General features: G+C 74.1%; 12 protein-coding genes. 5 read left to right on the top strand and 7 right to left on the bottom strand.

Going from position 1 to position 14,147, the window contains the following annotated elements; genetic code table 11:
• Nucleotides 1-2 precede the first annotated feature (2 nt).
• Both ACSU6L_RS36405 and ACSU6L_RS36400 read left to right on the top strand, forming a co-directional pair.
• Nucleotides 3-2,525 (top strand): SpoIIE family protein phosphatase, encoded by a 2,523-nt coding sequence (locus tag ACSU6L_RS36405; protein ID WP_437063918.1) that lies wholly within the window; start codon nt 3-5, stop codon nt 2,523-2,525.
• Between the two features lie 72 nt (nt 2,526-2,597).
• Entirely contained in the window at nt 2,598-5,360 is a 2,763-nt protein-coding gene (locus ACSU6L_RS36400) for a SpoIIE family protein phosphatase (RefSeq protein ID WP_437063916.1), read from the top strand.
• Nucleotides 5,361-5,381: 21 nt separating this feature from the next.
• Here ACSU6L_RS36400 and ACSU6L_RS36395 read toward each other — a convergent pair whose 3' ends face one another.
• The 7 genes from ACSU6L_RS36395 to ACSU6L_RS36365 form a co-directional block, all read right to left on the bottom strand.
• Nucleotides 5,382-6,191 carry a hypothetical protein gene (locus ACSU6L_RS36395; RefSeq protein ID WP_437063915.1) on the bottom strand — a complete coding sequence of 270 codons (810 nt, stop codon included), beginning with the start codon at nt 6,189-6,191 and terminating at the stop codon, nt 5,382-5,384.
• 177 nt (nt 6,192-6,368) lie between these two features.
• Entirely contained in the window at nt 6,369-6,605 is a 237-nt protein-coding gene (locus tag ACSU6L_RS36390; protein ID WP_073943841.1) for a hypothetical protein, read from the bottom strand.
• Between the two features lie 137 nt (nt 6,606-6,742).
• Nucleotides 6,743-7,402 (bottom strand): MFS transporter, encoded by a 660-nt coding sequence (locus ACSU6L_RS36385; RefSeq protein ID WP_437063912.1) that lies wholly within the window; start codon nt 7,400-7,402, stop codon nt 6,743-6,745.
• A complete protein-coding gene (locus ACSU6L_RS36380) occupies nt 7,399-7,893 on the bottom strand; it encodes an MFS transporter (protein ID WP_437063910.1) in 495 nt (164 codons plus the stop codon). Before ACSU6L_RS36380 ends, ACSU6L_RS36385 begins: the two co-directional genes overlap by 4 nt.
• A 178-nt stretch (nt 7,894-8,071) precedes the next feature.
• Nucleotides 8,072-9,601: a helix-turn-helix domain-containing protein gene (locus tag ACSU6L_RS36375; RefSeq protein WP_437063908.1), complete on the bottom strand. Its 1,530-nt coding sequence runs from the start codon at nt 9,599-9,601 to the stop codon at nt 8,072-8,074.
• 351 nt (nt 9,602-9,952) lie between these two features.
• A complete protein-coding gene (locus tag ACSU6L_RS36370; RefSeq protein ID WP_437063906.1) occupies nt 9,953-10,435 on the bottom strand; it encodes a MarR family winged helix-turn-helix transcriptional regulator in 483 nt (160 codons plus the stop codon).
• Between the two features lie 44 nt (nt 10,436-10,479).
• Entirely contained in the window at nt 10,480-11,025 is a 546-nt protein-coding gene (locus ACSU6L_RS36365) for an NADPH-dependent FMN reductase (RefSeq protein WP_437063904.1), read from the bottom strand.
• Nucleotides 11,026-11,209: 184 nt separating this feature from the next.
• Here ACSU6L_RS36365 and ACSU6L_RS36360 point away from each other — a divergent pair, with 184 nt between their 5' ends.
• The 3 genes from ACSU6L_RS36360 to ACSU6L_RS36350 all read left to right on the top strand — a co-directional run bounded on the left by ACSU6L_RS36360 (nt 11,210) and on the right by ACSU6L_RS36350 (nt 14,134).
• Complete coding sequence (locus ACSU6L_RS36360) at nt 11,210-11,830, top strand: L-threonylcarbamoyladenylate synthase (protein ID WP_437063902.1); 621 nt, start codon at nt 11,210-11,212, stop codon at nt 11,828-11,830.
• 107 nt (nt 11,831-11,937) lie between these two features.
• Nucleotides 11,938-12,693 carry a dienelactone hydrolase family protein gene (locus ACSU6L_RS36355; protein ID WP_437063900.1) on the top strand — a complete coding sequence of 252 codons (756 nt, stop codon included), beginning with the start codon at nt 11,938-11,940 and terminating at the stop codon, nt 12,691-12,693.
• 238 nt (nt 12,694-12,931) lie between these two features.
• On the top strand, nt 12,932-14,134 hold the full coding sequence (locus ACSU6L_RS36350) for a glycoside hydrolase family 64 protein (RefSeq protein WP_437063898.1): 1,203 nt from the start codon (nt 12,932-12,934) through the stop codon (nt 14,132-14,134).
• The last annotated feature ends 13 nt before the right edge of the window (nt 14,135-14,147 follow it).

Here is a 14,147-nt window from a genome sequence, read left to right as displayed (position 1 = left end):
CGATGACTGGGAGCGGCGGGGTCCGCAGCGGGACCCACGGACGGCTGACCGCGCTGCTCACCGACGCCGCGATCCAGTCGATCGACGCCGTCGGGGCCCGCGCCGCCGGGGTGTACGTACGGTCCGGGTCGCCCCGGGTGCTGCGGCTCGCGGCCCTCGCGGGACTACCGGGGGCGCTGTACCGGCCCTGGTGGCGGGTGCACGCGGACCGGCGCTTCCCGGTCACCGACGCCTACCGGCTGGGCCTTCAGGTGGTGCTGCCGAACGCCACCGAGACGATGCGCCGCTACCCGCAGTTCGCGGCGGCCCTGCCGTTCCCCATCGGGTCTGTCTGCGTGCCGGTCGCCGGGGCGGCCGGCCCGTTCGGCGTGCTGACCGCGTTGCGGCCCGCCGTGCCGGACGCCGCGGAGCTGCTGCCCGCGCGTGACCGGCTGGCCGAGCTGGCCGACGAGCTCGGTGCCGCGGTGCGCCTGCTGGAGGCCGACGGCACGGCCCTCACGTGGGACGAGGACCCGGTGTGCGTACCGCCCCCGGCGACCGGTCCGGCGACGCTGCGGGTCGGCCGGTTCTCCTGGGACCCGGCGGCGGACGTGGTCACCGCCGACGACACCCTGCTGACGCTGCTCGGCCTGTCCCCCTGCGAGCTGCCGGGCGGTGTCCGCCATCTCGTGCGGACCCTGGCCGCGGACGACGCGCGGCGGGTGCTGAGGCTGCTGCGGGAGACCGCCGACCGGGGCTCCCGTCCGGCCGCGCCGCTGCATGTGCGGACCGCCGAGGGCACCGCGCTGCGGGTGGAGCTGTGGACGCCGTCCGGCGTGGACGGCGCCGTCGTCGACGCGGGCTCGGTGGCCGACACGGCGGCCGACCTGCTGCCGCAGGGGCTGTTCTCGCTGGACCGCCTGGGGCGGATCGTGCACGCCAACCCGCGCGCCGCCGAGCTGCTGGGCGAGCCGCGGGCCCGGTTCCTCGGGCGGCCCCTCTGGGAGGGCGTGCCGTGGCTCGGCCAGCCCGCCTTCGAGGACCATCTGCGGGCGGCCCTGCTCGCCCCCGAACCGGTGCACTTCCACGTCCGCAGGCCGCCGCCCGAGGAACGGGAGAACGCCACCGGCCGGCCCCCGCCGGGCGAGCCGTCGCCGTCGTACGACGGTGACTGGCTGTCCGTCTCCGTGCATCCCGGCCCCGATGTGCTGACCTGCTCCGTGGCGCTCGCGACGGGCCCGGAGAGCACCGCTGTGCCGGCTGCGGAGCCGCCCGTACAGGAGGTTCCCGAGGCCGCGGCGGCCGCGGCCTCCCCGGTGTACCGGCCGATCGTGCTCGCCCTGGCCCTGACCGAGGCGGTCACCGCCCGGCAGGTCTCCGCGGTGGTCATGCAGGAGCTGCTGCCCGCCTTCGGCGGCCGTCGGCTCGCGATCTACCTGCTCCAGGACCGGCATCTCTATCTGGCCTGGGAGACCGGCTTCCCGCCGGGGTTCCTGGCGCCGTTCCAGGGGGTCGGCCTCGACGCCCGGCTGCCGGGGGTGGAGACACTGACCACCGGCCAGCCCCTGTTCTTCGACTCGATGCAGCAGCTGGCGGCGGCCTACCCCGGCATCCCGCTGGACGCGGCGGAGGGCTCCCGCGCCTTCCTGCCGCTGATCGCCTCGGGGCGGCCGGTCGGATCGTGCATCCTGGGCTTCGACCGGGCCCGCAGCTTCGGGACCGAGGAGCGAACGGTGCTGACCGCGCTCGCCGGGGTGATCGCGCACGCGATGGAGAAGGCCCAGCGCTACGAGACGGAGGCCGCGCTGGCCCGGGGCCTGCAGCGGGCCCTCCTGCCCCGCCGGCTGTCGGTGCACCCCCGGGTGGACGCCGCGGGCCGGTATCTGCCGGGCACGCAGGGGATGGACGTCGGCGGGGACTGGTACGACGTGGTGGCGTCCGGTGACGGCGTGTCGCTGGTCATCGGCGACGTCCAGGGGCACGGGGTGCAGGCGGCGGCCACCATGGGGCAGCTGCGCAGCGCGGTGCGGGCCTTCGCGCTGGACGACCGGCCGCCCGACGAGGTGCTGAGCGGCACGAACCGGCTGCTGATCGACCTGGACCCGGGCCAGTTCGCGTCCTGCTGCTATGTGCGGCTCGACCCGCTGACGGGCGTCGCCCGGTTCGTACGGGCGGGCCATCTGCCGCCGCTGCTGCGTCACCCGGACGGCCGCACCCAGGTGCTGGACGTGCCGGGCGGGGTGGTGCTCGGGGTGGACACGCACGCCGACTATCCGGTGACGGAGCTGCCGATGGCGCCCGGCGCGCTGCTGGCGCTGTACACGGACGGACTCGTCGAGCGGCCGGGGGGCGACATCGACGACGGCATCGGCGCGCTGCGGCTGGCACTGGCCGAGGCCGGCGCTCCGCCGCCGCAGCCGGGCGGGCGCTGGCTGGCGGAGGTCGCCGACCGGCTCACCACGACCGCCCGGCACGCCGTCGACCGGCCGGACGACATCGCGCTGTTGCTGGCGTTCCGGCGCGGCGCGCCCGGTGAGGCGCCGTGAGCGCGGCCACGGACGGACGCCGCCCCGGGTGACGCCCTCGCCTCCCCGGGCCGGGGAGTGTAGACAGGGCACATGGTCCGACATTTGGGTCGTTCCCGGTCTCGGTCCACCGGACCGCCGGGCACCGTGCGTCCTCACCGCGTGCCGCGGGCGTTCGTGGAGGGCGAGCCGGGAGCGCGGCGGGGCCCGGACGGGCAGGGTCCGGGAGCCGGGCTGCGCTCGGTGCTGAGCGGGCGCAGTGTCGCCGGGCAGGTCTTCGTGCTCCAGGTCGTCGTCGTGCTGGTGCTGGTCGCCGCCGCGGTGACGGCGCTGGTACTGCAGGCGCGCTACGACAGCACCCAGGAGGCCCGTAACCGGTCGCTGTCCGTCGCCGAGACCTTCGCCAACGCGCCGGGCACCCGGGCGGCGCTGAACAGCCGGGATCCGACGGCCGTCCTCCAGCCGCAGGCGGAGGCGACGCGCGAGGCGACGGGCGTCGACTTCATCGTCGTCATGAACACCGACGGCATCCGCTACACCCATCCCCTGCCCGACCGCATCGGCAAGCGGTTCGTCGGCACCATCGCGCCCGCCCTGCGCGGCAATTCGGTGACCGAGGAGGTCAAGGGCACGATAGGGCACCTGGTGCAGGCGGTGGTGCCGGTCGAGGCACCCGACGGGACGGTGGTCGGGCTGGTGTCCGCCGGGATCACCACCGAGCACGTGGGCGGCGCCGCCGACCGGCAGCTGCCGCTGGTGCTGGTCGCAGCGGCCGCGGGGCTGGCGGTGGCCACGGCGGGGACCGCTCTGGTGAGCCGGCGGCTGCTGCGGCAGACCCACGGGCTGGGACCGCGCGAGATGACCCGCATGTACGAGCACCACGACGCCGTGCTGCACGCCGTACGGGAGGGAGTGCTCATCGTCGACGGCGACGGCGCGCTGCTGCTCGCCAACGACGAGGCGCGCCGGCTGCTGGACCTGCCGGACGACGCGGAAGGGCGGCACGTGCGGGAGCTGGGGCTCGATCCGGCCACCTCGGAGCTGCTGTCCTCCCGCCGGGTAGCCACGGACGAGGTGCGGCTGGTGAAGGACCGGCTGCTGGCGATCAACCAGCGGCCCACGGACCTGGAGGGCGGCCCGCCCGGCAGTGTGGCGACGCTGCGCGACTCCACCGAGCTGCGCGCCCTGTCGGGCCGGGCGGAGGTGGCGCGGGAACGGCTCGACATGCTGTACGCGGCCGGGGTGGGCATCGGCACGAGCCTGGACGTGACCCGTACGGCTCAGGAGCTGACGGAGCTGGCGGTGCCGCGGTTCGCGGACTTCGTGACCGTCGACCTGTTCGACGCGGTGCTCGCCGGTGAGCAGCCGGAGGCCGGCCCGGATCTGCGGCGTACGGCCTTCGGGGGGATCCGGGACGACGCGCCGCTGTACCCGGTGGGGCAGCGGATCCGGTTCGTCGCCTCCTCGCCGCAGACGCGGAGCCTGCGCACCGGGCAGGCGATCCTGGAGCCCCGGCTGAACAAGGCCCCGGGCTGGCAGGCGCAGGACCTGGAGCGCACCGCGCAGGTGCTGGAGTACGGCATCCACTCGCTGATCACCGCGCCGCTGCGGGCCGGTTCGCTGATCCTGGGCCTGGCCAACTTCTGGCGGGCGCGCAAGCCGGAGCCGTTCGACGCGGAGGATCTGGCGCTCGCGGAGGAGCTGGTCGCGCGGGCCGCCGTCTCCATAGACAACGCGCGCCGCTACACGCGCGAGCACACCATGGCGGTGACCCTGCAGCGCAGTCTGCTGCCGCGCAGCCTGCCCGAGCAGAGCGCGCTCGACGTCGCCTACCGCTATCTGCCCGCGCAGGCCGGGGTCGGCGGTGACTGGTTCGACGTGCTGCCGCTGCCGGGCGCCCGGGTGGCGCTGGTGGTCGGTGATGTCGTCGGGCACGGGCTGCACGCGGCGGCCACCATGGGCCGGCTGCGGACCGCCGTCCACAACTTCTCGACGCTGGACCTGGCGCCGGACGAGCTGCTGACGCTGCTGGACGAGATGGTCACCCGGATCGACCAGCACGAGTCCGAGGAGGGCGGCAGCGCCCCGGTGACGGGCGCGACCTGTCTGTACGCGATCTACGATCCGGTCTCGCGGCGCTGCGCGATCGCCCGCGCGGGGCACCCGCCGCCCGCCGTGGTGCGGCCGGACGGCTCGGTGGAGTTCCCCGACGTGCCCGCCGGTCCCCCGCTCGGCCTGGGCGGCCTGCCGTTCGAGACGGCCGATCTTCAGCTGGCGGAGAACAGCCGGCTGGTGCTGTACACGGACGGGCTGGTCGAGGACCGGGGACGGGACATCGACGTCGGTCTCGAACTGCTGCGCGACGCGCTGGAGCGGGCGGGGCCGTCACCGGAGGACACCTGCCGGGCCGTCGTGGACACCCGGCTGTCGGCCCGGCCCAGCGACGACATCGCGCTGATCGTGGCCCGTACCCGCGCGCTGGGCCCGGACCGGGTCGCCTCCTGGGACGTGCCGTGCGATCCGGCGGCGGTGGCGCGGGTGCGGTCCTCGGTCACCCGGCGGCTGGCGGAGTGGGGGCTGGAGGAGCTGGCGTTCACCACGGAGCTGGTGCTCAGCGAACTGGTCACCAACGCCATCCGGTACGGCGGCGCCCCGATCCGGGTGCGGGTGATGCGCGACCGCAGCCTGATCTGCGAGGTGTTCGACAGCAGCAGCACGGCCCCGCATCTGCGGTACGCGGCGATGACGGACGAGGGCGGTCGCGGGCTGTTCCTCGTCGCCCAGCTCGCCGAACGCTGGGGCACTCGCTATCTGCCGGGCGGCAAGGTGATCTGGGCGGAGCAGCCGCTGCCCTGAGCCGCTGGTCGGGCCGTGCCGTCAGCGCATCTCCAACCAGTGCAGGGCCAGCCCCGTGACCAGCAGGAACAGCAGCCACACCCCGGCCGCCGCGACCGGTCCGCCGAGCAGGTGGCCGTAGCCGACGGCCGGGATGGTGGCGACCACGGAGGTCAAGGCAACGGCGCTCCACGAGCCGAACCCGCCGGGCAGCTCGCGCGCGCCGCGGCGCAGCACGACCACGCCCGTCCCGATGCCGTACAGACCGGCCGCGAGCAGGGCGAGGGCCGTGGCGTACTCGGAGAGCTCGCGGGGCGCGCCGGTGGTGTCCTGGCGCACGCCCTGCCGGGCGATGCCGGTCGCCTCGCCCCGCCAGAGCGTCACGTCGACCCGGAAGCCGGGGCGCAGCTCCGTCAGCAGCGGCTCCGGGTCCTCGAGCGTGACCTCGGCGGGCACCGGGCGGGGGCCGCCGAGCCGGAGCACGTGCCTGCCGTCGGCACTCCGGGTGTCCCGGACGGTCGCCGCGACGGTACGCAGGCAGTCCGTGTCGGCGGCGCCGTCGCACGGCTCGGCGGCGTGGAACTCCCGCGCGGTGTCCGTGGCGCGTGTCACTTCCACCATCCGGAACGCACCGGTCGCCAGCAGGGCGATGCCGACGAGAAGGGCGCCGACCGCCCCCGCACGCCGTCGCCGCAGCCTGGCGCGGCGCCCCAGTTCCACCGAGCTCACCCCGGTGCGGCGCCTGCGCTCGGCCTCCAGCCGGGAGCGGCGTGCGGCCCGCACCCGGGCTTCGCGCCTGCGGATCTCCCGCCTGCGCTCCGCACCGCCCGGCGTCCGCTGTGATCCGGTCATCGCCCCGGCTCCCCCCGTCGTGACCGCAGAGACCCGCAGACCCCTGCGGAGTCCTCTTGGGGGTCTACGAGGGCACGAAGGGAGACGTTCCGGCTACCCGCCCGCAGCGGCCGAGGACGGCGCGAGGCCCGGCCCCCGGGGCTTCACCGGAGGCCGGGCCTGGTGGACGAGTGCCCGTCAGCCTTCGCTCAGCCGGGCCCGCAGCAGTTCCTTGCCCAGCTCGGCGCCCTTGCGGCTGTCCGACTGGGCCTTGCGGAACAGCTCCGCGACCTCGGTGTCCTTGGCGCGCTCCGCGTCCTGGATGTAGCTCTCCAGGCGCAGCGCGTTGCTGAGGCACGCCTCCACGTACCAGATGAGGTTGTAGTCCTTGTCCGCGGTGCCGGTCACGTCGCCGGTCTCGGTGCTGCTGGTCACTCGGGCCTCCTCCTTCGTCCGGTGAATGTCTCGCGGTTGTCGCTGCGAGCCGGGTACCCGCCTTGTCCGGGGACACACCAGGACAAACGACTCGCAGGTTCGCTGACTCGGCGAGTGACACGACCTGACGGGACCGGTCACGCCTTGGACTTCTCCGGGCCGGTCGAGGCAGGCGCCGGCATAACGGGGGCGAGGGCGACGGGGCGACGCTTGGTTCGCAGGTGCCAGAGGAGAGTGAGGACGGTGACGCCGGCAGCGACCGGCCCGAGTTCGGCCGGGGCAAGCCCGAACCACCCCTGCGCCGGCCCGCCGAGACCGCCGCCGAGGGCGACGCCGACGTAGAGCGCGGAGGAGTTGAGGCCGAGCAGGACCGGCGCGGCAGCGGGGCCGAGGGCGACGAGCCGGTGCTGCTGCGGGACGACGGCGCCGCCGACACTCACCCCCCAGACCACCGCCCAGACCAGGGCGGGCGCGAGGGCCCGTGTCGCCAGCGGGGTCAGCGCCAGGACGAGAGCCGCGAGCGCGAGGGAGCCGGTGAGGACGCGGGCGGGGTCGTGACGGTCGACCAGGCGTCCGGCGGTGATGCTCCCGGCCAGGGTGCCGACGCCCCAGGCCAGCAGGATCAGGGTCGGCAGCGACTCGCTGCCGCCGGTGGCGTCCCGCAGGGCCGGGGCTATGTAGGTGTAGAGGGTGTAGGCGCCGAGGAAGGCCAGGGAGGTCACCGCCAGCAGCGCAAGTACGCGGCCCTGCTTGAGCGAACGCAGTCGGTCGGGCAGCGAGGTGGCGGGGAGCGTCACCCTGGGGAGGCCGACGGTGACGCCGGCGATCGCAGCAGGCCGATCCCGGCGACGGCCCACAGGGTGATGTGCCAGTCGGTGCGGCCGATCAGCGTGCCTAGCGGCAGTCCCAGCGCGGTCGCCGAGGTGAGGCCGCCCGGCACGAAGGCCGGGGCCCGGCCACGGCGTTCGGGCGAAGCGATGGCCGCCGCGGTGCTGGAGGCGGCGGAGGTGATGACGCCCGCTCCCACGGCGGTGACGATCCGGGCGCCCATCACCACCTCGTGACCGGTGCCTGAGGCGGTGACGGCTTTGCCGATCACGAACACGCCCGATGCGATCAGCAGTGCCGACCGCCGATCCAGGCCGCTGGTGAGGGCCCCCGTCACCGGCGCCGACAACGCCGGCGTCAAGGCGAAGACCGTCACCAGCTGACCGGCCGCCGAGGTGGAAACTGCCAGGTCGGCAGCGGCCTGCTCGACTCCGTGCTGAACGGAGCTCGCCGCACGCACCCGGCCGTGGAAGGCTGACGGGCGCGGACCTGAGGCCCTGTCACGCGATCAAGCGGTCGCTTCCGCGGAGGCGCGACCGGTCCCCCGTTCCGGTCGCGCCGTCCCGGTGTCTGGAAACCTACGTGCCGGGCGGAGCGGTTGGGAACCGCGTCGGTGCCCGCTTCGGCGGACGGAGGACTCACCCGTGCACAGGTGAGTCCGGATTGTCGCCGTCTGCCGTGTGCAGGGCGGGCACGGGCAGGTCGCCGAGCGCCAGATGGGCGAGGACGACGTCGTACAGGTCGCTGCCACCGGCGAGGAGCTGGCGTTCCAGTACGGGTTCGGCGGCGCGGACGTGCTCGCGGACGGTCTGCGCGTGGACGCCCAGGTGCTGGGCGGCGCGTTCGGCGTTGCCGCCGGCGGCGATCCAGGCGCGCAGGGTGCGGCGCAGCGCGCGGCCGTCCGTGTCGAGCCGGTCCAGCAGGGCGCTCGCCCAGCTCCGCACCGCCGGCCCGGCCAGCAGGTCGCCGAGGCGGGTGCGGCTCGCGCCGGCGGGTCCGTCGAGGCCGTCGCCGAGGCCGGCCTGGGTGTTGAGGGCGAGGTGGACGGCGGCCCGTACGGCGAGGTCGGAGAAGTCGGTGCACAGCAGGCCCTCCACGCGTTCCATGCGGGCGCGGACGGTGTTGCGGCTGACGCCGAGCACCTTCGCCGTGCTGACGGCGGTGAACTCCAGGCCCAGCCGGGTGGTGGCGAGGAGTTCGGCGCGCGCGTGGTGGGCGAGACGGTCCAGGGGCGTCAGCACGGCGAGGGTCCAGTCGCGCAGTGCCTCCGGGTCCATCAGGCGTTCTGGGTGGGTGCGTTCGGCGTAGACGGCGGCCCGGTCGGACCGGAAGTGCGCGACGGCGAGGGCGCTGACCGCCTGCCCGTAGGCCGCGGCGGTCTGGGCGAGGGACTGCCGGGCGCTGCCGCCGAGGTAGGTGTCGGGGCGGCCGTCGATCAGCGACCGCAGCGCGGCCGCGGCCGGGTCGCCCGGGGTGACGACGATGACGTGGCCGTCCACGGCGGGACAGCGCACCACGAGGGCCCGTTCCTCGGTGGCGGCCAGGCACGCCTCGGCGAGCCGGTCCCGCTGCTCGGGGCGGCACTCGGCGACGTAGACGCAGGCCGTGTCGGTGTCGAGGAGGCCGGGCCAGAGTCCGGCGGCGACCCGGCGGGCGGAGACGGTGTCCTCGACCATGAGGAGTTGCAGGATCGCCAGCCGCAGGTCGGAGGCGGCGCGTTGCAGCCGGTGTCCGGCGACGGTGGTCTCGTGGGCGCGCAGCAGCAGTTCGAGGACGCCGGCGGTGTGCGTGACGATGTCCGCGGTACGCCGGTCGAAGGGCGTGGCGCGGGCGACGGTGAGGACGGCCGCCACCGCGGGCGGCGGCAGGGCCACCCGGATCAGCCGCAGATGGCGTCCCCGGTCCTCCAGGGCGGCGGAGGCGATCCGGCCGGCCGCGATGTCCGCGACGAGCGCCGGGTCCGCCGGGGGGACCGGCCGCCCGGCGAGCGGGGTCCCGGTTCCGTCGTGCAGGCAGACGTCGGCCGCCGCGGTCTCGGCGAGCCAGTCGACGACCCGGCGGGGGTCGCGACCGGTGGGCCGCAGATGGTCCAGGAGTTCTTCCGCCCAGGTCGGTGCGGCGGTGTGTGCCGCGGTGCCCATGACGGCCTCGTGTGCCCGGCCGGCCATGTCGGCTTCTCCTCGTTCCTCGTGCTGCCTCGGCTGGTTCGTCGGGACGTTACCCCACCGGCGGCGGCCGCACGGCGGGGCGGCGGCGCCCGGATCCGCCGGGGCGCCGCCGCCTTTCGTCAACGTAGCGCGGTGGTACGGCAGTTCAGTGCCGGGACGGATTTCCGCCGGTGCGGAGACCGAGTGCGGCGAGAGCCGCGCCTACGAGGCACAGGACGCCCGTGACCACGACGGCCGCGTGCACGCCGTTCATGAAGGCCGCGCCACTGCCCGGTTGAGATCCACGAACGCGGCGCGGAGCCGTCGGCCCGACGCGGCGGCGCTCATGCCCTCCCGGTGGAAGGGCGGCCGTCAGCGGGTCGTGGTGGGCGCGGAGTGGAGGTGACGGGCCAGCGACTTGAGCGCCCCCGTGGCGGAACCGAGGGCGTCCATCTCGCCGTCCGTCAGGGCGGCCAGCGCCTCGCCGAGGTGGGCCTCCTCGAGCGCGCGGACCTCGGCGAGCCGGCGCCGGGAGGTCGCGGTGAGGTGGAGGTGGGCGACACGCTTGTCGGCGCTGTCCTGCCGGCGCTCCAGCAGCTGATGCCCGGTCATCTGGGAGACCAGCGCGCTGACGTTGTTCGGCTTCATCAGCAGGGCCTCGGCGGCCTCGCGGACGGTGCAGCCCTCCTGCTGTGCGACGAAGCGCAGCAGCATCAGCTGCCCCTCCGGCGGCTTCGGGTGGGGGAAGTCCCCGGCGATCCGCCGGTCCAGCGCCCGGTACAGCACAGGCAGGCAGGCCGCGAGCTCGGAGGCTACGCGGGCGGTGCGCTGCGCGGGTGCGCCGGTGTCGGACATGACACGCAGGGTAGGTATCGAGACATACTTATGTCAAAGGCCGATCAGTCCGCCCCCTCGCCGCCCTGCAAGGGGATCAGTGGTGCGCCGACCAGCAGCAGCTCGTCCAGCATCCTCTTCGCGGCGGCGTCGATCAGCTCACCGCCGCGGAAGGCGCCGTCCTCGTCGACGTACCGGTTGGCCGACGGGATCGAGACCGTGTCCGTGACGGGCACCATCCGCAGCGCGCCGGTGACCTGCCTGAGCCGCTGCACGGCACGCGGGCCCGCGGAGACACCGCCGTAGGCCATGAAGCCCACCGCCTTGTACCACCACTCCCGGTCGAGACGGTCGAGAGCGTCACGCAGAGCGGCCGGGCAGCCGTCGTCCTCCTCGGGGGCGACCAGGACGAAGGCGTTGGCGCGCCGCACGCGGGCGCTCCACCGCCGGGGGTGCTCGAGGAGCGGCGGACCGGCCTCGGCCAGGTCGACGACGTCGACGTCGAAGCCGCCGTGGGCGCGGGCGGCTTCGGCGATCCAGCCGCCCACCGCGGTACCGACCCGGGAAGGGCGGCTGTCGGCGACGATGATCTGCAGGACGGGCTTGAACACGAGGACTCCGTATCTGTGGCTGTTTTTGTCTTCCCGTATCTGTCTCTGTCCATGGGATGTCCGTCGGACCGTCCGATGGACATCCCATGGATGTGGTAGCAGAGCCCTGGCGGCGCGATGTCCGGCGCCTCGCCACGCACCCCGGACTCCGCGCGGCCGACCGGGCGGGGCATAAGCTCAGCGGATGGCGAAGTACTACGACGTGCACCCCGAGAACCCCCAGCCGCGCGCCGTCGCGCAGATCGCGGACAGCCTCCGTTCGGGTGCGCTCATCGCATATCCCACGGACTCCTGCTACGCGCTGGGCTGCCGGATCGGCAGCCGGGACGGCGTGGACCGGATCCGCTCCATCCGCCGGCTGGACGACCGGCACCACTTCACGCTGGTGTGCCAGGATTTCGCACAGCTCGGCCAGTTCGTACGGGTGGACAAGGACGTCTTCCGGGCCGTCAAGGCGTCCACGCCCGGCAGCTACACCTTCATCCTCCCCGCGACGAAGGAGGTGCCGCGCGCGCTGATGCACCCGAAGAAGAAGACGGTCGGGGTGCGCATCCCCGACCACGTGGTGACCCAGGCGATCCTCGCGGAGCTCGGCGAGCCGCTGCTGTCGAGCACCCTGCTGCTGCCCGACGAGGACGAGCCGCTGACGCAGGGCTGGGAGATCAAGGACCGGCTCGACCACTCGGTGGACGCGGTGGTGGACTCCGGCGACTGCGGCACCGAACCGACCACGGTCATCGACCTGTCGGGCGGCGACGTGGAGATCGTCCGGCGCGGAGCGGGTGACACCGACCGGTTCGAGTAGCGCCGGGGGCGGCGACGGCGCCCGGCGTCCCGCCTGCCACGATGGCCGGACCCGGCCGAGCCGCCGGGCATGACTTCGTCGAGCCGTACAGAGAGGCGACCGCAACGATGACCGCCGTACAGGGAACCGCCGTCGACGTCCGCACCGAGGACGGCACCGCCGACGCCTATCTCGTCCACCCGGAGGGCGGCGGCCCCCACCCGGCGGTGCTCCTCTACATGGACGCCTTCGGGCCGCGCCCGGGGCTGCGGTCGCTCGCCGACCGGCTGGCCGCGGCCGGGTACACGGTGCTGCTGCCCAACGTGCTCTACCGCAACGGGCGGGCACCGGTGGTGGAGCTGCCCGAGTTCATCGACGACGAGGCACGCGGGAGGCTGTTCCGGCACCTCGGCCCGCTCGTGCACGCCCTCACGCCCGACGACGCCATGCGGGACGCGGACGCCTATCTGAGGTACCTCGCGGACTGCCCCGCGGCGGCGGACGGCCCGGTCGCCCTGGTGGGCTACTGCATGGGCGCCCGGCTCGCCCTGTACACGGCGGGCACCTACCCGGACCGGGTCGCGGCGGCGGCCGGCTTCCACGGCGCGCGGCTGGCCACGGACACGCCGGACAGCGCGCACCTCCTCGCCGGACGCATCACCGCCGAGCTGTACTTCGGGCACGCCGACAACGACCCCGCCCTGCCGCCGGAGGAGGTCGAGCGTCTGGAGAAGGCGCTGACCGAGGCCGGCGTGCGGCACCGCTGCGAGGTCTACCCGGGCGCGGAGCACGGCTTCACACAGGCCGACACGTCCGTGTACCAGGAGGAGGGCGACCGGCGGCACTGGGCGGCGGTGCTGGATCTCCTGGGTCGTACCTTCTGACACGTTCTCACCGGCTTCTGACACCTTCTCGCCGGCTTCCGGCGACTCCTCACCATCTCTGATGCCTCGCCACCCGCCCGATCTGTTCGGCCCGCGTCGCGCTTATTGACATGAGCGCGACGCGGCGCCACATTGAGAGCGCTCTCAAGACTGGTACGGACCAACTCCCACCAGGTCCGGTCCGTGCCGGATTCCCCCCACGGCGCTCCCCACGGCGCTCCCCACGCGGAGGTGAAGCGTGCTCACCCACCTCAGGCACACCCGTTTACCGGCACTGGCCGCCGCCGCGGCGCTGCTCGGCGCCCTGCTCACCCTCGGCTCGCCGCCGGCCGCCGAGGCCGCGGTGCCCGCCACGATCCCACTGAAGATCACCAACAACTCCGGCCGCGGCGACCAGATCCACGTCTACGTCCTCGGCACTTCGCTGACGACTGGTCAGCAGGGCTGGGCCGACGCCGGCGGCACCTTCCACCCCTGGCCGACCGGGAACGTGCCGCCCGTTCCCGCGCCGGACGCCTCCATCCCCGGCCCGGCCGCGGGCCAGTCGACCACGATCCGGATCCCCAAGCTGTCCGGCCGGATCTACTTCTCCTACGGCCGCAAGCTCGACTTCCGGCTCGCCACCGGCGGCCTGGTGCAGCCCGCCGTGCAGAACCCGAGCGACCCCAACCACGACATCCTCTTCAACTGGTCCGAGTACACGCTGAACGACTCCGGGCTGTGGCTCAACAGCACCCAGGTCGACATGTTCTCCGCGCCGTACTCGGTCGGGGTGCAGCGCGCCGACGGCACCATGGCGAGCACCGGGCGGCTCAAGTCAGGCGGCTACAACGGGGTCTTCGCGGCACTGCGGGCCCAGTCCGGCGGCTGGGGCGGGCTGGTGCAGACGCGGTCCGACGGAACCGTGCTCCGCGCGCTCTCCCCGGCGCACGGGGTCGGCACCGGAAGGATCCCGGCGTCCGTGATGGACGACTACATCAACCGCGTATGGCAGAAGTACGCGACGACGACGCTCACCGTCACGCCGTTCGCGGACCGGCCGCAGACCAAGTACCAGGGCCGGGTGTCGGGCGGTGTGCTGCGCTTCACCAACAGCGCGGGGGCGGTCGTGACCAGCTTCCAGAAGCCGGACGCCGACAGCGTCTTCGGCTGCCACAAGCTCCTCGACGCACCCAACGACGAGGTCCGCGGACCGATCTCGCGCACGCTGTGCGCGGGCTTCAACCGGTCCACCCTGCTCACCAACCCGAACCAGCCGGACACGTCGTCGGCCGCCTTCTACAAGGACGGGGTGACCAACCACTACGCGCGGATCATCCATGAGCGGATGGCCGACGGGAAGGCGTACGCGTTCGCCTTCGACGACGTCGGGCACCACGAGTCCCTGGTCCACGACGGCGATCCGCGCCAGGCGTATCTGACGCTGGATCCGTTCAGCTGACCAACTCGTCCGC

Origin of the sequence: Streptomyces sp. enrichment culture, assembly GCF_964272855.1 — a bacterium.
GTDB lineage: Bacteria > Actinomycetota > Actinomycetes > Streptomycetales > Streptomycetaceae > Streptomyces.
The sequence above is the reverse complement of the archived record's forward strand: the minus strand, read 5'-3'. Positions and strand labels throughout refer to the sequence as shown.

Coding starts and splice junctions, on each gene's coding strand:
- ACSU6L_RS36405 (WP_437063918.1), top strand. CDS start 3: ATGACTGGGAGCGGCGGGGTCCGCAGCGGGACCCACGGACGGCTGACC.
- ACSU6L_RS36400 (WP_437063916.1), top strand. CDS start 2,598: ATGGTCCGACATTTGGGTCGTTCCCGGTCTCGGTCCACCGGACCGCCG.
- ACSU6L_RS36395 (WP_437063915.1), bottom strand. CDS start 6,191: ATGACCGGATCACAGCGGACGCCGGGCGGTGCGGAGCGCAGGCGGGAG.
- ACSU6L_RS36375 (WP_437063908.1), bottom strand. CDS start 9,601: ATGGCCGGCCGGGCACACGAGGCCGTCATGGGCACCGCGGCACACACC.
- ACSU6L_RS36370 (WP_437063906.1), bottom strand. CDS start 10,435: ATGTCCGACACCGGCGCACCCGCGCAGCGCACCGCCCGCGTAGCCTCC.
- ACSU6L_RS36360 (WP_437063902.1), top strand. CDS start 11,210: ATGGCGAAGTACTACGACGTGCACCCCGAGAACCCCCAGCCGCGCGCC.
- ACSU6L_RS36355 (WP_437063900.1), top strand. CDS start 11,938: ATGACCGCCGTACAGGGAACCGCCGTCGACGTCCGCACCGAGGACGGC.